Origin of the sequence: Maritimibacter alexandrii, from assembly GCF_005871115.1 — a bacterium.
GTDB classification, from domain to species: Bacteria; Pseudomonadota; Alphaproteobacteria; order Rhodobacterales; family Rhodobacteraceae; genus Maritimibacter; species Maritimibacter alkaliphilus.
In genome coordinates this window covers 573334-596745 of the sequence record NZ_SWKQ01000011.1, presented here as the reverse complement: position 1 = coordinate 596745, position 23412 = coordinate 573334, and the positions used below count along the sequence as shown (strand labels likewise).

The 23412-nt window shown below is 63.4% G+C and carries 29 protein-coding genes; 20 read left to right on the top strand and 9 right to left on the bottom strand.

Translation table 11 applies throughout. From position 1 onward, the window contains the following. Positions 1-76: 76 nt before the first annotated feature. Both FCT00_RS11070 and grxD read left to right on the top strand, forming a co-directional pair. Complete coding sequence (locus tag FCT00_RS11070; RefSeq protein WP_008328399.1) at positions 77-319, top strand: BolA/IbaG family iron-sulfur metabolism protein; 243 nt, start codon at positions 77-79, stop codon at positions 317-319. A 23-nt stretch (positions 320-342) separates the two neighbouring features. Continuing rightward, positions 343-702 carry a Grx4 family monothiol glutaredoxin gene (gene grxD, locus FCT00_RS11065; protein WP_138423059.1) on the top strand — a complete coding sequence of 120 codons (360 nt, stop codon included), beginning with the start codon at positions 343-345 and terminating at the stop codon, positions 700-702. Between the two features lie 288 nt (positions 703-990). Here the strand turns inward: grxD and FCT00_RS11060 are convergent, their stop codons facing one another. Both FCT00_RS11060 and FCT00_RS11055 read right to left on the bottom strand, forming a co-directional pair. Beyond that, the gene (locus FCT00_RS11060; RefSeq protein WP_008328396.1) at positions 991-1356 is read right to left on the bottom strand and encodes a cell division protein ZapA; all 366 of its coding nucleotides are present in this window, start codon (positions 1354-1356) and stop codon (positions 991-993) included. A 1-nt stretch (position 1357) separates the two neighbouring features. Beyond that, positions 1358-1852, bottom strand: coding sequence for a hypothetical protein (locus tag FCT00_RS11055; RefSeq protein ID WP_008328394.1), 495 nt, complete (start codon positions 1850-1852; stop codon positions 1358-1360). Positions 1853-2076: 224 nt separating this feature from the next. Between FCT00_RS11055 and tkt the strand changes: the two genes are divergently transcribed. Further along, positions 2077-4098, top strand: coding sequence for a transketolase (tkt, locus tag FCT00_RS11050; RefSeq protein WP_138423058.1), 2022 nt, complete (start codon positions 2077-2079; stop codon positions 4096-4098). A 59-nt stretch (positions 4099-4157) separates the two neighbouring features. Here tkt and FCT00_RS11045 read toward each other — a convergent pair whose 3' ends face one another. Further along, on the bottom strand, positions 4158-4841 hold the full coding sequence (locus tag FCT00_RS11045; protein WP_171042964.1) for a L,D-transpeptidase: 684 nt from the start codon (positions 4839-4841) through the stop codon (positions 4158-4160). Between the two features lie 57 nt (positions 4842-4898). Then, positions 4899-5240: a hypothetical protein gene (locus FCT00_RS11040; RefSeq protein WP_138423057.1), complete on the bottom strand. Its 342-nt coding sequence runs from the start codon at positions 5238-5240 to the stop codon at positions 4899-4901. A 140-nt stretch (positions 5241-5380) separates the two neighbouring features. Between FCT00_RS11040 and FCT00_RS11035 the strand changes: the two genes are divergently transcribed. Continuing rightward, entirely contained in the window at positions 5381-5929 is a 549-nt protein-coding gene (locus FCT00_RS11035; RefSeq protein WP_138423056.1) for a hypothetical protein, read from the top strand. Between the two features lie 9 nt (positions 5930-5938). Here the strand turns inward: FCT00_RS11035 and FCT00_RS11030 are convergent, their stop codons facing one another. After that, positions 5939-6916, bottom strand: a complete 978-nt coding sequence (locus tag FCT00_RS11030) for a DUF808 domain-containing protein (protein ID WP_138423055.1) — start codon at positions 6914-6916, stop codon at positions 5939-5941. A gap of 282 nt (positions 6917-7198) precedes the next feature. Here FCT00_RS11030 and gap (FCT00_RS11025) point away from each other — a divergent pair, with 282 nt between their 5' ends. The 7 genes from gap (FCT00_RS11025) (at position 7199) to FCT00_RS21450 (ending at position 11912) form a co-directional block, all read left to right on the top strand. Further along, positions 7199-8194 (top strand): type I glyceraldehyde-3-phosphate dehydrogenase, encoded by a 996-nt coding sequence (gene gap, locus FCT00_RS11025; protein ID WP_008328383.1) that lies wholly within the window; start codon positions 7199-7201, stop codon positions 8192-8194. Between the two features lie 189 nt (positions 8195-8383). Beyond that, complete coding sequence (locus FCT00_RS21455; protein WP_154653302.1) at positions 8384-8560, top strand: hypothetical protein; 177 nt, start codon at positions 8384-8386, stop codon at positions 8558-8560. Between the two features lie 53 nt (positions 8561-8613). Continuing rightward, positions 8614-8757 (top strand): hypothetical protein, encoded by a 144-nt coding sequence (locus FCT00_RS11020; RefSeq protein ID WP_008328382.1) that lies wholly within the window; start codon positions 8614-8616, stop codon positions 8755-8757. 140 nt (positions 8758-8897) lie between these two features. Beyond that, positions 8898-9896, top strand: coding sequence for a type I glyceraldehyde-3-phosphate dehydrogenase (gene gap / locus FCT00_RS11015; protein ID WP_138423054.1), 999 nt, complete (start codon positions 8898-8900; stop codon positions 9894-9896). A gap of 84 nt (positions 9897-9980) precedes the next feature. Beyond that, positions 9981-10607, top strand: coding sequence for a MarC family protein (locus tag FCT00_RS11010; protein ID WP_138423053.1), 627 nt, complete (start codon positions 9981-9983; stop codon positions 10605-10607). 78 nt (positions 10608-10685) lie between these two features. Next, positions 10686-11645, top strand: coding sequence for an alpha/beta fold hydrolase (locus tag FCT00_RS11005; RefSeq protein ID WP_138423052.1), 960 nt, complete (start codon positions 10686-10688; stop codon positions 11643-11645). 105 nt (positions 11646-11750) lie between these two features. Further along, positions 11751-11912 carry a DUF1127 domain-containing protein gene (locus tag FCT00_RS21450; RefSeq protein WP_171042963.1) on the top strand — a complete coding sequence of 54 codons (162 nt, stop codon included), beginning with the start codon at positions 11751-11753 and terminating at the stop codon, positions 11910-11912. On the opposite strand, the gene coaD is transcribed toward FCT00_RS21450, so the two are convergent. The 3 genes from coaD to FCT00_RS10990 form a co-directional block, all read right to left on the bottom strand. Next, entirely contained in the window at positions 11913-12410 is a 498-nt protein-coding gene (coaD, locus tag FCT00_RS11000; RefSeq protein ID WP_008328376.1) for a pantetheine-phosphate adenylyltransferase, read from the bottom strand. Positions 12411-12561: 151 nt separating this feature from the next. Continuing rightward, positions 12562-12996, bottom strand: coding sequence for a CBS domain-containing protein (locus FCT00_RS10995; RefSeq protein ID WP_008328374.1), 435 nt, complete (start codon positions 12994-12996; stop codon positions 12562-12564). A gap of 68 nt (positions 12997-13064) precedes the next feature. Then, positions 13065-13961 (bottom strand): LysR family transcriptional regulator, encoded by an 897-nt coding sequence (locus FCT00_RS10990; RefSeq protein ID WP_008328373.1) that lies wholly within the window; start codon positions 13959-13961, stop codon positions 13065-13067. Between the two features lie 99 nt (positions 13962-14060). Here FCT00_RS10990 and FCT00_RS10985 point away from each other — a divergent pair, with 99 nt between their 5' ends. The 7 genes from FCT00_RS10985 (at position 14061) to FCT00_RS10955 (ending at position 20145) form a co-directional block, all read left to right on the top strand. Continuing rightward, positions 14061-15560, top strand: a complete 1500-nt coding sequence (locus FCT00_RS10985; RefSeq protein ID WP_008328372.1) for a CoA-acylating methylmalonate-semialdehyde dehydrogenase — start codon at positions 14061-14063, stop codon at positions 15558-15560. Between the two features lie 108 nt (positions 15561-15668). Next, positions 15669-16088, top strand: a complete 420-nt coding sequence (locus tag FCT00_RS10980) for a hypothetical protein (protein WP_138423051.1) — start codon at positions 15669-15671, stop codon at positions 16086-16088. A 111-nt stretch (positions 16089-16199) separates the two neighbouring features. After that, on the top strand, positions 16200-16799 hold the full coding sequence (locus tag FCT00_RS10975; RefSeq protein ID WP_008328368.1) for a L,D-transpeptidase: 600 nt from the start codon (positions 16200-16202) through the stop codon (positions 16797-16799). Positions 16800-16909: 110 nt separating this feature from the next. Further along, positions 16910-17329, top strand: coding sequence for a hypothetical protein (locus tag FCT00_RS10970; protein ID WP_040884314.1), 420 nt, complete (start codon positions 16910-16912; stop codon positions 17327-17329). Between the two features lie 98 nt (positions 17330-17427). Further along, positions 17428-17847 (top strand): hypothetical protein, encoded by a 420-nt coding sequence (locus FCT00_RS10965; RefSeq protein ID WP_008328364.1) that lies wholly within the window; start codon positions 17428-17430, stop codon positions 17845-17847. A 62-nt stretch (positions 17848-17909) separates the two neighbouring features. Then, positions 17910-19043 carry a carboxylate-amine ligase gene (locus FCT00_RS10960; RefSeq protein WP_138423050.1) on the top strand — a complete coding sequence of 378 codons (1134 nt, stop codon included), beginning with the start codon at positions 17910-17912 and terminating at the stop codon, positions 19041-19043. Between the two features lie 181 nt (positions 19044-19224). Beyond that, positions 19225-20145: an IS1595 family transposase gene (locus FCT00_RS10955; RefSeq protein WP_138423049.1), complete on the top strand. Its 921-nt coding sequence runs from the start codon at positions 19225-19227 to the stop codon at positions 20143-20145. Between the two features lie 674 nt (positions 20146-20819). Here FCT00_RS10955 and FCT00_RS10950 read toward each other — a convergent pair. Further along, positions 20820-21038 (bottom strand): hypothetical protein, encoded by a 219-nt coding sequence (locus tag FCT00_RS10950; protein ID WP_138423048.1) that lies wholly within the window; start codon positions 21036-21038, stop codon positions 20820-20822. 195 nt (positions 21039-21233) lie between these two features. On the opposite strand from FCT00_RS10950, the gene FCT00_RS10945 reads away from it, so the two are divergent. Together FCT00_RS10945 and FCT00_RS10940 are read left to right on the top strand one after the other, a co-directional pair. Further along, positions 21234-22379: an acyl-CoA dehydrogenase family protein gene (locus FCT00_RS10945; RefSeq protein ID WP_138423047.1), complete on the top strand. Its 1146-nt coding sequence runs from the start codon at positions 21234-21236 to the stop codon at positions 22377-22379. A gap of 1 nt (position 22380) precedes the next feature. Continuing rightward, entirely contained in the window at positions 22381-23409 is a 1029-nt protein-coding gene (locus FCT00_RS10940; protein ID WP_138423046.1) for an enoyl-CoA hydratase/isomerase family protein, read from the top strand. The last annotated feature ends 3 nt before the right edge of the window (positions 23410-23412 follow it).

The following is a 23412-nucleotide window of genomic DNA, read 5'->3' as shown; positions in this document are numbered from 1 at the left end:
CGGACCTCCACCCTTGCAGCGCCCGCGCACGCAATCTACATCATGGAGGAGAAACACCGCTGGGAGACAGAACTTCATGGCCATGGAAGGATCGGAAATCGAGGCGCTCATCCGTGAGACCTTTCCGAACGCAAAGATCACGATCACCGACCTTGCCGGCGACGGCAATCACTGGGCGGCGGAAGTGATCGACGAAAGCTTCAAGGGCATGAACCGGGTGCAGCAGCAGCGGGCCGTCTATGCCTCGCTCAAGGGCAAGATGGACGGGCCGAACGGCGACCTCCACGCGCTTGCGCTCACCACCAAGGCTCCCGCCTGAGACGCGCGACAAGGACAGACATCATGACCGCAGAAGACACCATCAAATCCACCGTCACCTCGAACGACGTGGTGCTCTACATGAAGGGCACCAAGGAAATGCCGCAATGCGGGTTCTCGTCCCGCGTGGCCGGGGTGCTGAACTTCATGGGCGTCGAATTCACCGACGTCAACGTGCTGGCCGACGACCAGATCCGTCAGGGCATCAAGGATTACTCGGACTGGCCGACGATCCCGCAGCTCTACGTAAAGGGCGAATTCGTCGGCGGCTGCGACATCATCACCGAGATGACGCTGTCGGGCGAGTTGGACAAGCTTTTCGACGACGAAGGCATCACCTACTCGAAAGAAGCCGCCGAAAAGATCCGCGAAGCGAACGGCTGACCGAAGACGAGACCCGTGAGTCGATGACGGGTCAAGGATGCCGCAGGCACCGCGCCCTGGCGCGGCTTGTCCTTGACGCGGCGGCGACTCGCACCACACTCGACATCGCGCCTTGAGGGGCAGATTTGCTCCTCAAGCGCTTCCCCAGCAAAATCCACGACACATCCGCACGCGGAACGCGGGGGGCAAGAGCGCCCACCGCGCGTCTCTGCCGAAGGCGGAGACGCGCAAAACCTGCGCGCGGGCCTGCCCGCGCACAGCTTGCTTCATCCGATCAGGTAACCGTGTTCAGCCGATCTTTTCGTCGACCTGCGCCGCGATGGCCTCGGCCCGCGCTGCGAGTTCGGCCAGCGTGTCGCGCACCGAGGCCGGGCCCTCGCCCGCAGCGGCCCGCGCTTCGATGAGTTCCGCCTCGAGCGCCGCGATCTTCTTTTCCGCCAGCCGCAGATTGTCCTCGAACCCGGCGGTCTTGTCGGCGAGCAGAAGCCCGGCCATCAGAAGCATCCGGCTTTCGGTCAGGTGGCGGATCTGGCTCACCATGACCTGCGCTTCGTTGTCCAGCATGGCGGCGGCGGACTTCAGGAAGTGCTCTTCGCCCTCGGCACAGGCCACTTCGAATTCGCGACCGCCCACGGTGATGTTCACGTCAGGCATCTCAGGCCCCTCCCGTCTCGGCTGCGTCGATCATCGCGTCCAGCTCACCCAGAACCGAGTCGAGTTCGGCCCGATCCGCCGACTGCGCGGCCCGCAGCGCGTCGAGTTCCGCCATCATCGACTTGTTCACCAGATGCGGCTCCGCCACGCCCGCCGAAATCGCCTCGCGCAGGGCCGCGTTGTTCGACCTGAGTTCGGCATTGACCCGCGCCAGCCGCGCGACCGTCTCTTCCTGCGTGGCGAGAAGGCGCGTCAGGCGCTCCACCTCGCCCGCCAGCGTCTCGACCGTCGAATCCTGTTTCTCCCGGATCGACCGCACGCGGTCTTCGAGTTGCGCATTCGCCGTGCGTTCCTCGTCCAGTTGCGCGCGCAGGGCCAACACCTCGGCCGTGTCCCCTTCGCTTTCCGGCGCCGCCTGCCCGAGATAGTCGAGCCCCGACCCGATCCGGTCGAGCGCATTGGCGATGCGGGATTGAAGCTCGGAAATATCGCTCATGCTCCGCCTGTCCTTGTTTGTCCTGTTGGAGACTTTGCCTGCCCGCGTCCTGTCACGCAACCGTGCCGCGAATCGCGTATGGCCCAGCCTCGCCTCGATCCTATCGCAACGATTGGCCGATTGCGCCCCCTTTGGCGTCAACCACTTGGGATGCGCGCTTGATCTTGCCCCGAGGGCTGCTAAGAGAGCCGGACAGCGCTAACGACCAGCAAAGGATGGCCGACGTGGACATTCCCGCCCTTCGCGAAAAACACCCTGACCACTGGATGAAAGCCGCCGCCCTGCGGATGCTTGCCGTGGATGCCGTCCAGGCGGCGAACTCCGGTCACCCCGGCATGCCGATGGGCATGGCCGACGTGGCGACCGTGCTGTTCGAAAAGCACCTGAAATTCGATCCCTCGCGCCCCGACTGGCCCGACCGTGACCGGTTCGTCCTCTCGGCAGGCCACGGCTCGATGCTGATCTACGGTCTTCTGCACCTGACCGGCTATGCCGACATGACGATCGACGAGATCAAGAATTTCCGCCAGTGGGGCGCCAAGACCGCCGGCCACCCGGAATACGGCCACGCCAAGGGCATCGAGACGACGACCGGCCCGCTGGGTCAGGGTCTTTCGACCGCCGTGGGCATGGCCATGGCCGAAGAAATGCTGCGCGCGCGCTTCGGCCGCAAGGTGCAGGATCACTACACCTACGTCATCGCCGGTGACGGCTGCCTCATGGAAGGCATCAGCCAGGAAGCCATCGGGCTTGCGGGCCGTCAGAAGCTGTCGAAGTTGATCGTGCTTTGGGACAACAACAACATCTCGATCGACGGCGAGATTTCGATGTCGGACATCACCGACCAGAAGGGCCGCTTCAAGGCGTCGGGCTGGCAGGTTCTCGCCTGCGACGGCCATGATCCCGAAGACATCGACCGCGCGCTGACCGAAGCGAAGAAGTCGAAGAAGCCCACGCTGATCGACTGCAAGACCCACATCGGTTTCGGCTCGTCCAAGCAGGACAGCGCCAAGGCGCATGGCTCGCCGCTGGGGGATGAAGAAATCGCGAAGCTGCGCGACACCTACGGCTGGCCGCACGCGGCCTTCGTCATCCCGAACGACGTGGCCGACCAGTGGAAAGCCATCGGCGAGCGCGGCGCGGCGGATCGGCGCGACTGGGAAAGCCGGGTGGCCGAACTGTCCGAGCAGCGCCAAAAGGAAATCGCCCGCGTCTTCGCGCTGGAAGCGCCGAAGAAGCTTTCGGCCCGCATCAAGGCGCTGAAAAAGCAGATTTCCGAGGAGGCGCCGAAGGTCGCGACCCGCAAGTCGTCCGAGATGGTGCTTGAGGTCGTGAACCCGATCATGCCGGAAAACATCGGCGGCTCGGCGGACCTGACGGGCTCGAACAACACGCTCACCGCCGATCTGGGCATCTTCGACGAGAAGAACCGCAAGGGCCGCTACGTGCATTACGGCATCCGTGAACACGGCATGGCCGCCGCGATGAACGGTCTGGTCCTGCACGGCGGCATCCGCCCCTATGGCGGCACCTTCATGGCCTTCACCGATTACGCGCGCGGTGCGATCCGCCTGTCGTCGCTGATGGGCATTCCGGTGACCTACGTCATGACCCACGACTCGATCGGTCTGGGCGAAGACGGCCCGACCCACCAGCCGGTCGAACACCTGGCGATCTGGCGTGCGACGCCGAACACCTGGACCTTCCGGCCCTGCGACACGGTCGAGACCGCTGAGGCCTGGGAACTGGCGCTGACCTCGCAGAACACGCCGTCCTGCATGGCGCTTTCGCGTCAGGGCCTGCCGACGCTGCGCACCGAGCACAAGAACTCCAACCTCACCGCCAAGGGCGCCTATGTGCTGGCCGAGGCCGAGGGCAAGCGTCAGGCGATCCTGATGGCCACGGGTTCGGAAGTCGAGATCGCGATGAAAGCGCGGGATCTGCTGCAAGAAGCCGGGATCGGAACCCGTGTGGTTTCAATGCCTTGCATGGAACTCTTCGCAGCGCAGGACGAAAGCTATCGTCGCAAGGTGCTGCCTGCCGGTCCCGTTCGTGTGGGCATCGAAGCCGCGCTGCGCGATTGCGGCTGGGACCGCTGGCTTCTGGGCGAGCGCGGGCGTGAAAACCGTCAGGCCTTCGTGGGGATGGAGGGCTTCGGCGCTTCCGCCCCCGCCCCCACGATCTACACGGAAATGGGCATCACCGCCGAGAACGTGGTCGAGAAGGTCAAGGCGCTCATCGCCTGATCCGGCCCCGTTTCCGAGACATTCAACGCCCCCGCAGTCCGCTGCGGGGGCGTTTTCGTTCACAGCACGCGCACGCCCGCAGGCTCACGCGATGGCAGGACCACGACATCCGCGCCGTGAACGGCCTTTTCCTGCAAGTGAATCACGTCCTGATCGAGCATTCGGATGCAGCCGGACGACACCGCCTGCCCCAACTCGCGCGCCGAGGCGTCGCCGTGGATGCGGTAGAGCGTATCGACCCCGTCATCGAACAGGTAAAGCGCCCGCGCCCCCATCGGGTTGCCCGGCCCCGGGTCCATACCGCCCTTGCGCCATGAATATTGGGCAAGTTCCGGTTGCCGCTCGATCATTGCGTCGGGCACCTTCCAACGCGGCCAGTCGCGCCAGAATTGAAGCCGCGCGGTGCCCGCCCACGCGAACCCCGCCGCGCCGACACTGACGCCATAGCGCGTGGCGGTCTCCGGCGCGTCGACGAAGTAGAGCCGCGCCTCGTTCGGGTCGACCACGATGGTCCCGCGCGGGCGGTCGGGCCACGGGTTCGCGACCTCCTGCCGCCAGAGCGACGGGTGAACGACGCCCTCCTCCACGGCTGGGATCGGATAGGGTTCGTCGGTGATCGGCCCGTAGAAGTCCGGCAAGGGCGGGATGACGGGCTCGGGTGCCTCGAGGACGGTTTCGGGTCGCGTGCAGGCGGCAAGGCCAAGCGCCGCGCTCCCCGTAAGGAACATGCGTCGGGTCAGCATGAAAGGAACTCCGTAAGATTGGGTCAGAAGACGTGCAGGCGCACGTCGGCTCGGCAATCAGACGAAGCGTGGAGGGCCGGTATCGGGGGCGTCCGTGGGCCGGGCGGCGATGCGCGCTGTGTCGGGACGGATCAGGCCCCGCTGGCCTTCCGGCGTGGAAATGTCGGTCTCGTCAGGCAGCGTGGCGTGGAAACAGGGCGCACCCGGCAGGGTCGCCGTCCGGCATTTGTGGGTCACCCCGCTCGCGCGGGCGATGGTGCTTTGCTGGTGACTTACCGCGACCGCCTGAACGGTCGCGACCTCGCCCGCCCCACGCGCCTCGGCCAGCCGCAGCGCCGCCCCCCACGGAAGGACGAGCACGACCATGAGCATCAATGCGATATGGCGGGCGAACGTCATGCCCCTTCCTTTCGCTTCAGTCCATGCCTGTCCACCCGTCCGCGCGCGTTTTTCCCTCTGTTCACGGCTTTTTGCCCTGCCCCCGCGCAAGGCCCCATCCTGTGCTATGCTCGGCGAGAGACACCGCAGCGGGGACCACGATGCGCATTGCCGACAAGACCGAGACCAAGCTCGTCCTCTATGACGATCAGCGCGACAAAAAGGTCGGGCTGATCGCGGCGAGTGTCGTGCTTGCTGGCGGCGCGCTGGTCATGGCGTGGGAGGGGTTTTGGGAGCCGCTCGCGGTGGTCGCCGCGCTTATCGTCGCGGCCTACATCTACTGGCGGCGGACGCGCATGACCTCGACCTTCACGCTGGACCGGGAGGCCGACAGCGTCGATCTGGTGGTCACGGACCGCACCGGGACGAAAAACTGGCATTGGCCCCTCAGCGACGTCGAGACGGCGCAGATCAGCACCGTCGGCGCGCAGGGGACCGACACGGGCACCGCGCGGCCCAACCTGATCCTCAAGGACGGCACCCGCGTTCCGATGCGCCCCTACCACGCGGCGGGCGGCCAGAACTGGCACGCGGTGGCGGCGGTGAAGCTGTTTCTGGGCCAAGACCTCGACGATGCGCCCATCGGATGGATCACACCGACCGCGTTCGACGAGTTCTTCGCCGAAGAGCTGAAGCGGCACTACAAGTGACGTGATGCCTTAGTGCGCTTCGGCGTTGTTGCCCGTCACGGCCCCGATCAGCGGGCCGACGATGCGCGTGCCGACCGGGATCAGGATCAGACCGAGAAGGAACCCGATCACCCCGTCCTGCGCTGCCGTGGCGATCCATTCGACCGCGCCGCGCCAGCCCTCCGACACCATCGCGCCCACCGCGACGGCATTGTGATGAACGAAGTCGTACGGCACATGCCAGCCCATCTCGTGCAGCCCGTGGACGATGATGTTGCCACCGACCCAGAGCATCGCGGCGGTGCCGACGACGGTCAGTGCCTTCATGAACTTGGGCATCCCCTTGACCAGCCCGCGCCCCAGCGCACGGGTCAGCCCCAGACGGCCGTTCGACGCCATGGTCAGGCCAAGGTCGTCGGCCTTCACGATCAGCGCGACCGAGCCATAGACCGCCACGGTGATCCCAATGGCGACGACGGCAAGCGCGGCGGCCTCCATCCACACGTTCGACTCGGGCAGAGCAGAGAGTGCGATGGTCATGATCTCGGCCGACAGGATGAAGTCGGTCTTGATCGCGCCTTGCACCTTTTGCTGTTCCAGATGCGCCGGGTCCGGGTTTTCGTGCTGTTTCGGGTCGTGGACAATGTGTTCGCCGGGAAAAAGCGCGTGCCAGATCTTCTCGGCCCCCTCGAAACACAGATAGGCCCCGCCCAGCATCAGAAGCGGCGGGATCGCCCACGGGGCGAAGTTCGCGAGCAGTAGCCCCACGGGCAGAAGGATCAGGAGCTTGTTGCGGATCGACCCCAACGCGATCTTCCCGACGATGGGCAATTCGCGGCTCGCGTCGAAGCCGGTCAGATACTTGGGCGTCACCGCGGCATCGTCGATCACCGCGCCCGCGGCCTTGGACCCCGCCTTGAAGGCCTGCGATGCCACATCGTCCACCGACGAGGCCGCGATCTTCGCGATCCCCGCGACGTCGTCCAAGAGTGCCAGAAGTCCGCTCATACCGCCTCGCCCGTTGTCATTGCCCGGAAAACGTAGCGCCCGGACCCGAAACCGCAAGTCGCGAATCCCCCTCCGGGTTCCCGAGCGATCCGCATACAATTGCATGCCGCGTTTGCGTTAACGGTTCCGCTAACGCCCTATCTGAGACATATGTTTTCGCTAACACGCTGGCGGATAACACGAATTTAGGTGGCCGGAACCGCCCCCCTCGCCTATATCAACCGCAGGCAACGGGCCCCTTCGGGCGCGAAGGATCAGGATCGAGTGCAAAGGGGATCAGACATGACCGTCACCGTCGGCATCAACGGCTTCGGGCGCATCGGGCGCTGCACGCTCTCTCATATCGCCCAGTCGGGCCGCAACGACATTCAGGTGGTGAAGGTCAACGCGACCGGCCCGCTCGAGACCGCCGCGCATCTTCTGAAATACGACAGCGTCCATGGCCGCTACCCGGACGAGATCCGCATGAACGGCACGACGATGGACATCGGCCGTGGCCCGATGGAAATGATGTCGACCTACGACATGGACGAGCTCGACTGGTCCGGCTGCGACGTCGTGCTGGAGTGCACCGGCAACTTCAACGACGGCGAGAAGGCCAAGAAGCACATCGAACGCGGCGCGAAGAAGGTCCTGATCTCCGCCCCCGCCAAGAACGTGCAGAAAACCATCGTCTTCGGCGTGAACGACGAAACGCTGGCATCGAGCGACTACATGATTTCGAACGGGTCGTGCACCACCAACGGTCTCGCCCCGCTCGCCAAGGTCCTGAACGATGCGATCGGTATCGAACGCGGCGTGATGACCACGATCCACAGCTATACCGGCGACCAGCCGACGCTGGACCGCCGCCATTCCGACCTCTACCGCGCCCGCGCGGCGGCGATGGCGATGATCCCGACCACCACGGGTGCCGCCAAGGCGCTTGGCGAAGTCCTCCCCGAACTCGCCGGCAAGCTGGACGGAACCGCGCTGCGGGTTCCGACGCCCAACGTCTCCTGCATCGACCTGACCTTCGAGGCCGGTAAGGACGTGACCGTCGAGGACGTGAACGAAGTCGTGCGCGCCGCAGCCGAAGGCAACATGAAAAAGGTTCTGGCCTACGATCCCGAGCCGAAAGTGTCGGTCGATTTCAACCACACCGAGTTCAGCTCGATCTTCGCACCCGACCAGACCCGCGTCGTGGGCCGCACGGTCCGCGTGCTGGCATGGTACGACAACGAATGGGGCTTCTCGGCGCGTATGGCCGACGTGGCCGCGACGATGGGCCAGCTCTGATCTGACGCCTCTCCAACTGACGAAGAAGCCCCGGTCCTGCGCCGGGGCTTTTTCGTTGTCCGCCCTCAAGTGGGACGCTCGACCACCTCTCATCTCGCCTGCTCTTGGAAAATCCGATGGTCTCGTCGATAATGCTGCGATAGACCGCGCATTCCGGGGGGCGGGAACCCAGAGGGATCGGGGGCCGAGATGGCGAAGAAAAAGCTGCGATTGTTCCGGTGCAAGTGCAACCACGCGTTGCGCTATGGCACGTCGACCTGTTCGTACTGCTTTTCCCCGACACCGTGGCGCAACAGGATCTGGTTCCCCGTGCTCCCGGTCGCGCTCGTCGCCCTCGCGGTGCTGTACCTGTCGCCGCTCGGCTGACCGACGTCGGTTTTTTCTTGCCGCGCCACGCCCTTTCGGCAACAACCACAGCGATGACGAACCGCCTTGCCCTGATCCTGTTCCTGCTGATCGTCGGCTGCATCGTCGCCGATTTCACGCTGAACGACGGTGACGCGACCCTGTTCCTCGGCAAGGAAATGTTCGAATTTCTCGACTGGATCGCCTTCTGGCGGTGAATTTTCAGGCAGGTCGCCTGCCCCGCCCTTGACCTTTGGATTCAGATGTTGATGTTAGCGGTAACGGCGCGATAGCGTTCGCGTCACTGTGCCTGACCCCTTAGTCCTTCGTTTCGGACCGCCAAAATCGGGAGAATTCCATGACCGTCAAAGTCGCCATCAACGGTTTCGGCCGCATCGGCCGCAATGTCCTGCGCGCGCTCTACGAACAGGGCCGCACCGATATCGAATGCGTCGCGATCAACGACCTCGGCCCGGTCGAAACCAACGCTCACCTGCTTCAGTTCGATAGCGTGCACGGCAAGTTCCCGAACGAGGTCAAGGTCGCGGGCAACACCATCGACGCGGGCGCCGGCCCGATCGAGGTGACCGCGATCCGCGACCCGAAGGAGCTTCCGTGGGGCGACGTGGACGTGGTGCTGGAATGCACGGGCATCTTCACCGGCGACAAGGCCAAGGTGCATCTGGAGAACGGCGCATCGCGTGTGCTGGTCTCGGCCCCTTCGTCGGGTGCCGACAAGACCATCGTCTACGGCGTGAACCATGACACGCTGACCAAGGACGACCTGCATGTCTCGAACGCGTCCTGCACGACGAACTGCCTTGCCCCGGTGGCCAAGGTGCTGAATGACAGTTTCGGCATCAAGCGCGGGTTCATGACCACGATCCACAGCTACACCGGCGACCAGCCGACGCTGGACACGATGCACAAGGATCTCTACCGCGCCCGCGCCGCCGCGATGAGTATGATCCCGACCTCCACGGGTGCGGCCAAGGCGGTGGGTCTCGTCCTGCCCGAACTCAACGGCAAGCTCGACGGCGTGGCGATCCGGGTTCCGACCCCGAACGTCTCCTGCGTCGATCTGACGGCGGAACTGGACCGCGACGTGAGCGTGGACGACATCAACGCCGCGATCATGGCGGCGGCGGACGGCCCGCTGAAGGGCGTGCTGGGTTACACCGACAAGCCGCTGGTGTCGGTCGATTTCAACCACAACCCCAACAGCTCCACCTTCGCGCTGGATCAGACCAAGGTGATGGACGGCAACTTCATCCGCATCCTGACCTGGTACGACAACGAGTGGGGGTTCTCGAACCGGATGCTCGACACCGCCGCGGAAATCGGCAAACGGCTGTAATTCACACGAAGTTTCGGCTCGGGTGCTGGACGTCCGGGCCGAACCTGCTATCCGGTCGGAAACCCGCGAACATCAGGACCGACCTTGCCCGACTTTTCCGTCATCCTTCAGGAATTCATCACGTTGTGGGTCGTCATCGACCCCATCGGCACCCTGCCCGTGTTCATCGCGGCGACCGCCGCCATTCCGGCAGCCAAACGGCGCGGCGTGGCGCTGCGCGCGGTGCTGGTGGCGTTCGTCGTCCTGCTCGCTTTCATCATCGTCGGACAACTGGTGCTCGAAGGTCTGGGGCTGGACCTGCAATCGTTCCAGATCGCGGGCGGCATCGTGCTGTTCTTGTTCGCGCTGACCATGATTTTCGGTCCCGGCAAGCCGGAAGCGGAAATGGAGGGGGCCGATCTGGCGCGCAACGTGGCCGTGTTTCCGGTCGCCATGCCCTCCATCGCGTCGCCGGGCGCGATGCTGGCGGTGGTGATCCTGACCGACAACGACCGCTTTTCGGTCGCCCATCAGGTCATGACCTCGGCGCTCATGGCGCTGGTGCTCGCGGTGACGCTGGTGATCCTTCTGGCCGCCGGTCCGATCATGCGCGTGATCGGCCAGACCGGCGCCGCCGTCATCAGCCGTGTCATGGGCATGATCCTTGCCGCTGTTGCCGTGGACGCGGTGCTGAACGGTCTGGTCGGGATCGGCGTCATCGATGCGTTCTAGGCGACGTGGCGTCACACCCGCGAAACGGCGTTCCGCAGAACGGCACCGCCCGCTAGGCTGGCCTGAGGGAGGACCGCCATGGTTCAAGTCGTCGTCATCATCCTCGCGCTCATCGGGGCCGCCATCGGCCTGTGGCTGCTGGGCCAGATGAAACGCACCCGCGTGCTTGCGGCACAGGCCGAGGCCGCGGTGCCGCCCGTGGGGAAATTCCTGACCATGTCGACCGGGCGGCTGCACTATACCGACACCGGGGGCGACGGGCGCCCCGTAATCCTGATACATGGTCTGGGCGGGCAGTTGCGCTCGCTGACCATGACGCTTGCCGAACCGCTTTCACACGACTTCCGGGTGATCGCGCTGGATCGCCCCGGCATGGGCTATTCCGACAGGCCCGAAAGCGCCTCGGCCCGGATCGACGATCAGGCGGGCTATGTCGAGGAACTGATCGACGCGCTGGGTCTGGAGAAGCCGATCCTCATGGGTCATTCGTTGGGCGGCGCGATTTCCTGCGCCACGGCGCTTCGCGCGCCCGACAAGATCGGCGGGTTGGCCCTGATCGCGCCGCTGCTGCGCCCGTCCGAAATGCAGGCGAAAAGCTTCGCGGCCTTGGGGATCACCAATCCAAGGATGCGGCGCCTCGTGGCGCATACGGTCGCGGTGCCGACGAGCGCCAAGAACGCCGACCTGACCCGGACCGAGATCTTCGGCCCCGACCCGATTCCCGACGGCTACACCGTCAAGGGGGGCGGGCTGCTGTCGCTGAGACCCAAGAGCTTCATCAACACGTCGCGCGACTATTGCGCCGTGGGCGAGGTCATCGTCAAACAGTGGAAACGGTATGACGAGATCACCTGCCCCGTGCGCGTGCTTTATGGCACCGAGGACCGCATCCTCGACTATCGCAAGCAGGGTGTGGAAATGGCGGACCGCTATCCGCATTTCCAACTCGACCTGATCGAGGGCGCGGGCCATATGCTGCCGCTCACGCAGGTGGACAGGACGGTCGAGACGATCCGGGCGGTCGATCGCGCGATCTGATCCGGGTTGCACGTGGATCATGGCGGTTATCGCTAACCGTCATTTGTGCTGCAGCGCAGCATGCCTATCTTTCGGGTGAACGAAACACGCGAACAGGAGGCACCGATGACCGCCTATACCAAACTCAAGACCGCCCTCAGCCAGCACGCCAACTGCCGCCGCACGCGCCGCGCCATCGCCGCGCTGCCGCCGGAACTCGCCATCGAAGATCTCGGGCTGAACCCCTACGACGCCAAAAGCATCGCACGGCGTGCGGTTTACGGCTGATCAGCTCCGGCCGAGCTTCTGGTAAAGCCGCTGCTTCACGTCCGGCGTGACGAATTTCGACACGTCGCCGTCGAGCCGGGCGATTTCCTTGACCAGCTTCGAGGCGATCGCCTGATGCTTGAGGTCGGCCATCAGGAACACGGTCTCGATGCTGGCGTCGAGCGCGCGGTTCATGCCGACCATCTGGTATTCGTATTCGAAATCGGTCACGGCGCGCAGGCCGCGCACGATGATCGAAGCGCCGACGTCATAGGCGCAGTTGATGAGCAGGTTCTCGAACGGGTGGGCCACGATCTCGGTCCCGGTCTGCTCGGACAGGGCCGCGCATTCGGCCTCGACCATCTCGACCCGTTCTTCCAGCGTGAACATCGGCCCCTTGTCGCGGTTGATCGCGACGCCGATCACCAGGCGGTCGACGAGCGCGCAGGCCCGCTTGATGATGTCGATATGCCCGATGGTGATCGGGTCGAACGTCCCGGGGTAAAGTGCAACACGCATGATCGGCCTCCCTGTCCCGGTGGCACGCAACAATATTGCGCTGGGGAATGCAAGCCGGAAGCGGGCCAATCCGGCGCGGGTCGCCGCGAAGCGACCCGATCCTTTTCAAACGCGCCGACGAAACGCCGCTCCTGCCCCGGAAATCGCCCGGTCAGTAGCCCATAATCATCGATTTGAGGCTTTCGGCCTGCTGGCCCAATTCCTCGAGTCGGGCCTTGACCACGTCACCGATGGACACGAGGCCGACCATTTCGTCGCCATCCATCACCGGCATGTGCCGAAAGCGCCCCTCGGTCATCTTCTGAAGCACAGCGATGGCCCGGTCGCCCGGCACGCAGCCGATGAGTTTCTCGGTCATGATCGCCGACACGGGATCGGTCAGGCAGCCGGTCCCCCGCGCACCGAGTTCCCGCACGATGTCACGTTCTGAGACGATGCCCTGCGGATGCACGCCATCCTCGGACACGATCACCGCACCCACCTTTTCCCGCGACAGGATCGCGGAGGCATCCGCAACGGACGTATCCTTGGTCACCGTCAGAACACCCTGATTGGCCTTGTCCTTGAGAATCTGGCTGACGAGCATGATTTCCTCCGTGCTGCGGTGTTGGCGCTAACTCCCTGATTTCAGGGTCCTACCGCCACGTCAGCTTGTCAAGTCAGACCTTCGAGCCGCGCCACTTCCGCCTTGAGACCGCTCATGAGCATGTCGGCCACGCGGCTCATCCGTTCGATCCGCGCGTCCCCGGCGTGACGCACGAGATAGAAGCTTCGGGTCAACGACACCTCGTCGGTCAGAACCTTGCGCAGGTTGCGGGCGAACGGCAGTGCGAAATCGTGCGCGATGCCCAACCCGCCGCCTTCGCGCAGCATTCCAAGCTGCACCGAGACCGAGTTGGAACCGAGCGTCACCCGGTCGGCCCCGATCTCGGACAGGTAGTCGAGTTCCTTGTCGAAGATCATGTCGGGGATATAGCCGACGATGGGCCGCCCTTCGAGGTCGGCCAGCGTTTCGACCGGCCCGTGTTCCTTGAGATACAGCCGCGCGGCGACGAGGTGCAGGTGATAGTCGGTGATCTTCTGCACCGTCAGCCGGCCCGTAGCGGGGGGCGAAACCGCGATGGCCAGATCGGCCTCGCGCTTCGACAGGTTGATGACGCGGGGCAGCGCGACGATCTGCAATTCGATCTCGGGATGCTCGGCGGCGATCTGGGCGCAGACCTGCGGCAGAAGGAAGTTCGCGCACCCATCCGGCGCGCCGATCCGCACCTGACCGGACAGCCCCCCGGTGGTGCCCGCAAGCGCCTCGGCCCCGCGCGTCACCGCCTGTTCGGCCTCTTCGGCATGGGCGAGCAGCCGTTGACCCGCGTCGGTCAGGCCGTATCCCTGCGGCGACCGGGCGAAAAGCGGTGCGCCCACCACTTCTTCCAGCCGCGAAACGCGCCGTCCGACGGTGGCCGGGTCGCGTTTCAGCACCCTGCCCGCCGCTGACAGACTTTCCCCGCGCGCCACCGCCAGAAAGATGCGAAGATCGTCCCAGTCGAGATCCATGCCCACCCCTTGCAGAATTGCAATACGTTTTGAAATGTTGCCGCTTTGCGCCGCAAAATTGCAAGGATATTCTCGCGCCAGCTTTAGAGGAGGACTCTCATGTACGAAGTCGGAAACTGGATCAACGGTCAGAACGAGGCGTCGTCCTCTTCGCGCACCAGCGATATCTACAACCCCGCCACGGGTGAAATTCAGGGCAAAGTGAAGCTGTCGACGGCGGCCGAGCTGGACGCCGCCGTGGCGAAAGCCGCCGAAGCGCAGAAAGCCTGGGCCGCGACCAACCCGCAGCGCCGCGCCCGCGTGATGATGAAGTTCGCCGAACTCATCAACCGCGACATGGACAAGCTGGCCGAAAGCGTCAGCCGCGAACACGGCAAGACCCTGCCCGATGGCGCCGGCGACGTGCAGCGCGGCCTTGAGGTGATCGAGGTCTGCATGGGCGCGCCCAACCTGCTCAAGGGCGAGTTCATGGATTCCGGCGGCCCCGGCATCGACCTTTACTCCATGCGTCAGCCCCTGGGCGTGGTCGCGGGCATCACCCCGTTCAACTTCCCGGCCATGATCCCGCTGTGGAAGATGGGCCCCGCGCTCGTCTCCGGCAACGCGATGATCCTGAAACCGTCCGAGCGTTGCCCGACCACGTCGATGATGCTGGCCGAACTGCTCAAGGAAGCCGGGCTTCCCGATGGCGTGCTTCAGGTCGTGAACGGCGACAAGGAAGTGGTGGACGCGATCCTCGACAACGAGACCATTCAGGCCGTGGGCTTCGTGGGCTCGACCCCGATCGCACAATACATCTATGGCCGCGCCGCCACAAACGGCAAGCGCGCCCAGTGCTTCGGCGGTGCCAAGAACCACATGATCATTATGCCCGACGCGGACCTCGACAAAGCCGCCGACGCGCTGGTGGGGGCCGGTTTCGGCGCGGCGGGCGAACGCTGCATGGCGATCTCGGTCGCGGTGCCGGTCGGCAAGGACACCGCCGACAAGCTGATCGAAAAGCTCACCCCCAAGGTCGAGGCGCTGAAAGTCGGCCCCTACACCTCGGACAAGGATGTGGACTACGGCCCCGTCATCACCGCGCAGGCGAAACAGCGGATCGAAAGCCTGATCGACTCGGGCGTGAACGATGGCGCGACGCTCGTCACCGATGGCCGCGACTTCAGCCTGCAAGGCTATGAGGACGGCTTCTATGTCGGCCCGACGCTGTTCGACAACGTCACCGAGGACATGGACATCTACAAGGAAGAGATCTTTGGCCCGGTGCTTTCGACCGTCCGCAAGGACAGCTACGAAGAGGCGCTCGATCTGGTGATGAAGAACCAGTACGGCAACGGCACGGCGATCTTCACCTCCGACGGCGACACGGCGCGCGATTTCGCAAGCCGCGTGAACGTCGGCATGGTCGGCATCAACTTCCCGATCCCGGTGCCGCTGTCCTACTTCACCTTCGGCGGCTGGAAGAAATCGGCCTTCGGTGACCTGAACCAGTACGGCCCCGATGCCTTCCGGTTCTACACCCGGACCAAGACGGTGACCGAGCGTTGGTTCTCGGGCATCAAGGAAGGCGGCGAATTCGCCTTCAAGGCGATGGACTGATCTGATACGACAGTGGGGGAGGCTTCGCGGCCTCCCCTTCCTTATTGTTTACTTATTTCCAGTGCATCCGTTTCCCCGAACGAACCCAACCGGGACACCCCAATCTGAATGAGCATATCGCTGGACCACTTTTCGGGGTCGGACGTCATCTTCGCGCGCTGCGCCGAGTCAGTGACGGTCGAACAGGTTCTGGCCAACACGGCGATGCTGGCGAGCACGGAGTTCCGGTCGAGCCAGAAGGTCGTCGTCGATGCCCTTTCGGTGCGCGAAGTCGATCTTTCGGTGCGCGAATTCCGCGACTGCGTGGGCTTCATGAAGGCCACCATCCGCGAGCGCGGCCTTCCGCTCGACCTCTACATCGCCGCCCGAGGCACGATCACGTCGAATTTCATCCGCCTTTACGCGCTTTTCGCACCGCAGGACCGGCCGGTGAAAGTGTCGGCTTACGGAACCGTCGCCGCAGCCATCGAGGCGGCGAACGTCGATACCCAGAACCTGACGGGTTCCGTCCAGATGCATCTTTACTGAATTCCACCTCACGTTGCGGTGAAACTCCGCCGGCTCTCAAACGCGTGAATTGCGTCGGCTGAATATGTTGCTAGCTCTCGGGGAAACACGAGACAGACATACAGGTATCTCATGGCTTCCAAGATGACGCGCCGCGGCCTTCTCGCCGCAGCCTCCGCCCTTCCGCTCTGCACCCCTGCGCTGCTGCGCGCCCAGTCCGCTCCGCCGCAGGTGATGGGCGCGGATGACGAGACGGTGCAGGAGTTTTCGCGCCGCAACGCCTCGTCCTTCCGCACGATGGAGTGGCGCGATCATTTCGACAGCCTCGGCAAAGGCGCGATCGTCTGCGACACGACCTCGAAGGCGCTGCATTACTGGAACGCCGACGGCTCGATCTACCGGCTCTATCCGACCTCGGTGCCGCGCACGGACGAACTGACCAAACGCGGGTATTCCGAGATCGTGCGCAAGAAAGTCGGCCCGACCTGGACGCCGACGGCGTCGCAGATGGAACGCTTCCCGGATTGGGAACCGATCGGTGCGGGCGACCCGGCCAACCCGCTGGGCACGCATGCCATGTATCTGGACTGGCCCGCCTATCTCATCCACGGCACCCACGACACGCGCAAGATCGGGCGCCGTTCGTCCGACGGCTGCATCGGCCTTTACAACGAGAAGATCGCGGAGCTTTACGAGTTGACCGAGATCGGGACGCAGGTCCGGCTGGTGTGACCTTTTCGGCGCGGTGACCTTTTGGCACCTTCCCTCACGCGTCAGGCAAGTTAAGGTGAGGCCCGGCGGATCAGTTGACCGCCGGGACCGGACCGAGGATCGACGCGCATATGCCGGGAAGTTACCAGATCTTGCCTGAACGCGGGCTCGTCTACGTGCGCTACGAGGGTTTCGTGCGTCTTCAGGAAGCCCAAGACCTGTTCGCGGACTATCAGACCAAGCCCGACGCCCACCCCGGCCAGAAGCAACTGGTCGACCTCACCCATGTCGAGGATTTCGAACGGGACTTTCCGACCCTGATGGCCATGCAGGCCGAAAAGGCGGACACGTTTCTGTCCAAGGGTCACCAGTTCTTCATGGTCTTCGTCGCGCCCACCGAAAAGGCGCAGGCGATGGGGCGCATCCTCGTCGCCCCGTGGAAGGGTGTGAACGGCGTCGTCACCTCCATGCAGTATGACGAGGCGGGCGCGCTGGCCATTCTGGGGCAGCCTGAAACCTCGATCGCGGACATGCTGCGCTCCACCGTGTGACCCGTCCAAAGACGGCCTTCCTGAAACCCGCATATTAGTTTACCATTTGGTCAAGACGGGTCGAACCCGTCCGACGAGGTAAAGCGAGGGGACGGGCGATGCCCGGTGGATACAGGATCCTGCCCGCACATGGGCTTGTCTACGTAGAATACGAAGGGTTCGCCACGCTGGCCGATGCGCGCGGGCTGTATGGCGCCTATATGGCCGACCCGGAGCGCAGGCCGGAGCAGAAGCAACTCATCAACCTCGCCCGTATCGACGACTGGGAGCGGGATCTGGTCGGACTGATGCAGTTTCAGGCCGACGCCGCCGCCGGCATCTATGTCGAGGAACAGTCCATGATGATGGTCATTCACGCGGCCCCCGGCCCGTCGATGAAACTGGCCCGGCATTTCGTCGACGCGTGGAGCGATGTCGCGGGCATGGTCGTCACGCTTCAGACCGACGAGGCTGCGGCCCTGTCGATCCTCGGCCTGCGCGAAGAAAGCATCGCCGAACTGCTTCATTCCGTCGCCTGAGCCGCGCTTGCGCCCCACGCGGGTTTTGCGCAGGCTGAACCCGCACAGGCGGAGGGCGCGCGATGGTCAAGGAAAACCCCAGCTTCAGCATCGGGATCGAAGAGGAATACCTGCTCGTCGACCGCGAGACCGGCGACCTGGCCGAAGCGCCCGAGGCGTTGATGGAGGCCTGCAAGGCCGACCTCGACGAACAGGTCAGCCCCGAATTCCTGCAATGCCAGATCGAGATCGGCACGAATGTCTGCGCCGATGTCGGGCAGGCCCGCGAAGACCTGATACGCCTGCGAAGCGCGGTCGCCCGCCATGCCGCCGAACACGGTCTGGCCCCCATCGCGGCGGCCTGTCATCCCTTTTCCGACTGGAAGGAACAGCACCACACCGACAAGGACCGCTACAACGACCTGCGCCGCGATCTGGGCGGCGTCGCCCGCAGGCTGCTGATCTGCGGGATGCACGTTCACGTGGGTATCCCCGATCAGGAAGATCGGATCGACGTGATGAACCAGCTGTCCTACTTCCTGCCGCATCTTCTGGCGCTGTCGGCGTCGTCCCCGTTCTGGCAGGGCGAGGATACCGGGCTTGCCTCCTACCGGCTGACGGTGTTCGACAACCTCCCCCGAACGGGTCTCCCGCCGCAACTGTGGAGCTGGGCCGAATTCCAGCGTTCGGTCGATGCCATCGTGGACCTCGGCCTGATCGAGGACGCGTCGAAGATCTGGTGGGATCTGCGCCCGTCCGCCAAGTTTCCAACTATCGAGGCCCGCATCTGCGATGTGTCGCCCAAGGTGGAAACGGCGCTGACGATCGCCGCCCTCGTCCAGTGCCTCGCCCGGTTCCTGTGGCGGATGAAGGGGCGCAATCAACGCTGGCGGATCTACGACAACTTCCTGATCTCCGAGAACCGCTGGATGGCGCAACGCTATGGCGCGACGCGGGGCCTGATCGACTTCGGGCAGCGCGAGATCATTCCGGTCGCGCATCTGGTCGAGGAACTGATCGACCTGCTGGCGGAGGACGCCGAGGCGCTCGGATGCACGGCGGAACTGGAAGGCGCGCGTGACATCATTCTCGGCGGAACATCCGCCGAACGGCAGCGCCGGGTCTTCACCGACGCGGTCGAAGCGGACCTGTCACGGGACGAAGCGTTGCGGGAAGTCGTGAGGTCTTTGATCGCCGAATTTCACGAAGGTCTGTGAGGGGCGCCAAGGGCGTTGCGCGCGAGGGGATCGTGCGTGCGTTAACCTTTTGAGGGTCGGATGACCACTTATGGCATTGATATGAAACGCTTTCACGAGAACCAGAATACTAGAATCCTGGCGATTATATACTTGAAAAAGCAGATCAGGATTCCCATATCTCTTTCAAGGAGATAGTGAAATGAACCTGACTGACCCGATCTTCACCGATAAAGACCGCGCCCGCGAGTATCTGGAGCGCCAGCGTTGGGCTGATGGCGTCTACTGCCCGCACTGTGGCGGCGTGGACAAGTGCAAGAAACTGGAAGGCAAATCGCACCGCCCCGGCCTCTACCAGTGCGGCGATTGTCGGAAGCAATTCACGGTGACGGTCGGGACCGTGTTTGAACGTTCCAAGGTGCCGCTCAACAAGTGGCTTCTGGCGACGTTCCTCATGGCATCGTCCAAGAAGGGCATGAGCGCCCATCAGCTTCACCGCACCATCGGCGTTACCTACAAAACCGCTTGGTTCATGTTTCACCGCATCCGCGAAGCCATGCGCGACGGTGAACTTGCTCCTATGGGCGGCGGTGGCGGCACCGTGGAAAGCGACGAAACCTTCATCGGCACCGATCCGACCTACAAGGGTTCGCGCCGCGTGTATCATCACAAGATGAAGGTTCTGTCGCTTGTGGATCGCGACACGGGCAAGGCCCGTTCGTTCGTAGTGGACCGCCTGAGCCAGCATGACCTTGTGCCGATCCTGAAAGAGAACATTGACCGCGAAAGCCGCCTCATGACGGACCAAGCCCCTTGGTATCGCCAGCTTCGCGCGGACTTTGCGGGGCATGAGCACGTTGACCATTCCAAGGACGAATACGCCCGTGGCGACGTGACCACCAACACGGTTGAAGGCTACTTTTCGATCTTCAAGCGCGGCATGAAGGGTGTCTATCAGCACTGCGGAAAACAGCATCTGCACCGCTACCTTGCCGAGTTCGATTTCCGCTACTCGAACCGTGCGGCCAAGGAGATTGACGACACCACCCGCGCGAACATGATCCTCAAGAACGCGGACGGTAAGCGTCTGACCTATCGGCGGATTAACTCAGTCGTCGCCTGAGTTCCGCGACTTGGTGGGCCGCTTGTTGGACGATTGGTCGTCCTCCGAGGATTGACTCTTGGATGAGCCGGAGTCCTCTTTGTGGGGCTTCGGCTTCATCTTCAAGAGGTTCTTTACCGTGTCTTCAAACGTCTGACCAGCCATGCCCACTCCTAAACCACCGACATTGGTCGGGGAAAATCCTCATGTGCCGGACCCATACCGCACTAAAGAACTTTGGCCTGCATATTACTTAGCATTTGGAGAGTTCATCAACCAGTTCGGGCAAACTGAGACTACGTTATCCTTTCATCTGGAGCAGTACGCCTATGGACTGATCGGCGGAGGTCGAGGCAACAACCACGATGACCTGAAGCTTGATGTGTTGCGCGTCTTGATCGGCAGCAGAAGAACGGGAGACCTCTCCACAGCGTTTAAACTTTGTATGAAGTCCTGGAGCAAGTCAGGGCGACCATACGCTAGCGAAGTTGAGCAAGAAGTTGACGACCTCTTGTCTCACCTTGGGCAAGTAAGGTTTTTGCGCGATAGGACTGCGCATTATGGCGTTCAAATTTTGGCTGAAAGACAGTTAATCTACTTTCGCGCACTAAACAGGTACACGGTCAACGACCTCGAAAAGACTGAGGAAATTCTCTTCCAGATTGAAACGCTGGAAGCGGCAACGGCAGATCTTTTTACGATTTGCCGCAGGCTTCCCTTTGCGCTCGGGATGCACCATCGGCGAGGCGACCCACCTGACAATCCTGTGCAGCTTCCGCCATGGCGGTATAAACCTTCCTCGCTAAAGAAGCGAGCGTATCAATTTCCTTCCAGTCCTCTAACACCTTCTCCCCCGCCGAGAGCATGGTGGGACTAATTTCCATTTCGTCTAGTTCTGGGTCGTGCTTTGTCATGTATATAATTCCCAGAATCCTAGTATTCTGGTATCGCGCGGGACAATGCCAACAAGGCCACCAGACGCCCCTCACCCCACGCCTTGGCTTTGCAGAAACACAAACCCCCTTTGGCCAATTCCCCCTTGTGCTTTGCACCCATGCTGCGCCACTCTGTTAAATGAACCAGCGTTCATTTCTGCTCGGGAGGAGAGAATGGATTTCGCGCTTTCAGAGGAACAGGAAGCCATCTTCGATATGTCCCACGGTTTCGGCCAGGAACATATCGCACCATACGCACAGGACTGGGAACGTCAGGGCACGATCCCGAAAGACCTCTGGCCCAAGGTGGCCGAGCTTGGTCTGGGCGGTATCTACGTCTCCGAGGAATACGGCGGCTCCGGTCTGAGCCGACTTGACGCGACCCTCGTGTTCGAGGCGCTCGCCATGTCCTGCCCCGCCGTCGGGTCGTTCCTGTCGATCCACAACATGTGCGGCGGCATGATCGACAAGTTCGGCACGGACGAGGACAAGGCGCGTTGGCTGCCCGCTGTCACCAGCATGGAAAAGGTGTTTTCCTACTGCCTGACCGAACCCGGCTCCGGCTCGGACGCCGCCGCGCTGCGTACGAAGGCGGAAAAGACCAACGAGGGCTGGAAGCTGAACGGGACCAAGGCCTTCATCTCGGGCGGCTCCTACTCCGACGCCTATCTGACCATGGTGCGCACCGGCGACGACGGCCCCAAGGGCATCTCGGCGATGGTGATCGAAGACGGCGCGACGGGGCTGTCCTTCGGCGGTCTCGAGGACAAGATGGGGTGGAAAGCCCAACCCACTGCGCAGGTGCAGTTCGACGATTGCACCGTGCCGCACGAGAACCTGATGGGGGAAGAGGGGCGCGGCTTCGTCTATGCGATGGCCGGTCTCGACGGCGGGCGCCTCAACATCGCCGCCAGTGCGCTGGGCGGCGCCCAGAACGCGTTGAACCTGACATTGGCCTACATGGGCGAGCGCAAAGCGTTCGGTAAAACCATCGACCAGTTTCAGGCGCTCCAGTTCCGCCTCGCGGACAACGAGATCAAGCTTCAGGCCGCGCGCACTTTCTTGCGGCAGGCGGCATGGAAGCTCGACAACAAGGCGCATGACGCGACCAAGTTCTGCGCCATGGCCAAGATGTTCGTCACCGACGTGGCCTTCGACGTGGCCAACGACTGTCTGCAACTGCATGGCGGCTACGGCTACCTCGCCGACTACGGGATCGAAAAGATCGTGCGCGACCTGCGCGTGCACCAGATCCTCGAAGGCACGAACGAGATCATGCGCCTGATCGTAAGCCGTCAGATGCTGGCGGATCGGGGCTGAGATGAGCGAAGTCTCGACCCGCATCATCGGCAAGGCCGGTCGCATCACGCTGACCCGCCCTAAGGCCCTCAATGCCCTAAGCTACCAGATGTGCCTCGACATCGAGGCGGCGCTGGATGCCTGGCGCGACGACGACACGGTCGAGATCGTGGTGATCGACGCCGAGGGCGATAAGGCGTTCTGCGCAGGCGGCGACATTCAGGCGATGTATGAGCACGGGCTGAAGGGCGATTACGACTACGGCCGCACCTTCTGGCGCGACGAATACCGGATGAACGCCAAGATCGCGGAATACCCCAAACCCATCGTCGCGCTGATGCAGGGCTTCGTCATGGGGGGCGGCGTCGGCGTGGGCGGTCATGCCAGCATCCGCGTGGTCTGCGAAACCTCGCAGGTCGCCATGCCCGAAACCGGCATCGGCCTCGCCCCGGACGTGGGCGGCACTTACCTGCTGTCGCGCGCACCGGGAAAGCTGGGCGAATACCTCGGCGCCACGTCTCTGCGCATGAACGCGGGCGACGCGATCCATGCGGGCTTTGCCGATCATTATATCGAACGGGAATACTGGCTCGACCTCGTGTCGGAGCTGGAAGAAACCGGAAACGCGGGCCTTGTGGCCACGATGGCCGCGACGCCGCCCGAAAGCCCGTTGGCCCTCGCCCAGACCGAGATCGACAACCTGTTCGACGGAACCCCCGCCGACATCGCCGCGAAATGCGACGCGGGCGACAGCGAAATCGCTCGGGCCTCGACCAAGGCGATCCGGCGCGCCTCGCCCCTGTCGGTCTGCTGCACGCTTGCCAACATCACCCGCGCGCGCAACGCCGAAAGCGTGCGGCAGGTGCTGGCCTACGAATTCGAATTCACCTATCGCGCAATGGAGCACGGGGATTTCCTCGAAGGCGTCCGGGCGCAGATCATCGACAAGGACCGCAACCCCACATGGCGCCACGCCAGCATCGAGGAGGTGCCCGAAGAGGACATCGCCCGTATGCGCGCGCCGCTGGGTGACGAAGCTTTGAGCATCTGAGGG

Bases quoted from the DNA above. Each gene is read 5' to 3' on its own strand.
- FCT00_RS10990 (WP_008328373.1), bottom strand. From the start codon at position 13,961: ATGGATCTCGACTGGGACGATCTTCGCATCTTTCTGGCGGTGGCGCGC.
- FCT00_RS10995 (WP_008328374.1), bottom strand. From the start codon at position 12,996: ATGCTCGTCAGCCAGATTCTCAAGGACAAGGCCAATCAGGGTGTTCTG.
- FCT00_RS11040 (WP_138423057.1), bottom strand. From the start codon at position 5,240: ATGACGTTCGCCCGCCATATCGCATTGATGCTCATGGTCGTGCTCGTC.
- FCT00_RS21455 (WP_154653302.1), top strand. From the start codon at position 8,384: ATGGCGAAGAAAAAGCTGCGATTGTTCCGGTGCAAGTGCAACCACGCG.
- FCT00_RS10975 (WP_008328368.1), top strand. From the start codon at position 16,200: ATGGCTTCCAAGATGACGCGCCGCGGCCTTCTCGCCGCAGCCTCCGCC.
- FCT00_RS11070 (WP_008328399.1), top strand. From the start codon at position 77: ATGGCCATGGAAGGATCGGAAATCGAGGCGCTCATCCGTGAGACCTTT.
- FCT00_RS10980 (WP_138423051.1), top strand. From the start codon at position 15,669: ATGAGCATATCGCTGGACCACTTTTCGGGGTCGGACGTCATCTTCGCG.
- FCT00_RS11020 (WP_008328382.1), top strand. From the start codon at position 8,614: ATGACGAACCGCCTTGCCCTGATCCTGTTCCTGCTGATCGTCGGCTGC.
- FCT00_RS10970 (WP_040884314.1), top strand. From the start codon at position 16,910: ATGCCGGGAAGTTACCAGATCTTGCCTGAACGCGGGCTCGTCTACGTG.
- gap (WP_008328383.1), top strand. From the start codon at position 7,199: ATGACCGTCACCGTCGGCATCAACGGCTTCGGGCGCATCGGGCGCTGC.
- FCT00_RS10950 (WP_138423048.1), bottom strand. From the start codon at position 21,038: ATGACAAAGCACGACCCAGAACTAGACGAAATGGAAATTAGTCCCACC.
- FCT00_RS10960 (WP_138423050.1), top strand. From the start codon at position 17,910: ATGGTCAAGGAAAACCCCAGCTTCAGCATCGGGATCGAAGAGGAATAC.
- coaD (WP_008328376.1), bottom strand. From the start codon at position 12,410: ATGCGTGTTGCACTTTACCCCGGGACGTTCGACCCGATCACCATCGGG.
- FCT00_RS10985 (WP_008328372.1), top strand. From the start codon at position 14,061: ATGTACGAAGTCGGAAACTGGATCAACGGTCAGAACGAGGCGTCGTCC.
- FCT00_RS10955 (WP_138423049.1), top strand. From the start codon at position 19,225: ATGAACCTGACTGACCCGATCTTCACCGATAAAGACCGCGCCCGCGAG.
- FCT00_RS11005 (WP_138423052.1), top strand. From the start codon at position 10,686: ATGGTTCAAGTCGTCGTCATCATCCTCGCGCTCATCGGGGCCGCCATC.
- FCT00_RS11045 (WP_171042964.1), bottom strand. From the start codon at position 4,841: ATGCTGACCCGACGCATGTTCCTTACGGGGAGCGCGGCGCTTGGCCTT.
- FCT00_RS11060 (WP_008328396.1), bottom strand. From the start codon at position 1,356: ATGCCTGACGTGAACATCACCGTGGGCGGTCGCGAATTCGAAGTGGCC.
- FCT00_RS21450 (WP_171042963.1), top strand. From the start codon at position 11,751: ATGACCGCCTATACCAAACTCAAGACCGCCCTCAGCCAGCACGCCAAC.
- FCT00_RS10965 (WP_008328364.1), top strand. From the start codon at position 17,428: ATGCCCGGTGGATACAGGATCCTGCCCGCACATGGGCTTGTCTACGTA.
- gap (WP_138423054.1), top strand. From the start codon at position 8,898: ATGACCGTCAAAGTCGCCATCAACGGTTTCGGCCGCATCGGCCGCAAT.
- FCT00_RS11055 (WP_008328394.1), bottom strand. From the start codon at position 1,852: ATGAGCGATATTTCCGAGCTTCAATCCCGCATCGCCAATGCGCTCGAC.
- FCT00_RS10940 (WP_138423046.1), top strand. From the start codon at position 22,381: ATGAGCGAAGTCTCGACCCGCATCATCGGCAAGGCCGGTCGCATCACG.
- grxD (WP_138423059.1), top strand. From the start codon at position 343: ATGACCGCAGAAGACACCATCAAATCCACCGTCACCTCGAACGACGTG.
- FCT00_RS11035 (WP_138423056.1), top strand. From the start codon at position 5,381: ATGCGCATTGCCGACAAGACCGAGACCAAGCTCGTCCTCTATGACGAT.
- FCT00_RS10945 (WP_138423047.1), top strand. From the start codon at position 21,234: ATGGATTTCGCGCTTTCAGAGGAACAGGAAGCCATCTTCGATATGTCC.
- FCT00_RS11030 (WP_138423055.1), bottom strand. From the start codon at position 6,916: ATGAGCGGACTTCTGGCACTCTTGGACGACGTCGCGGGGATCGCGAAG.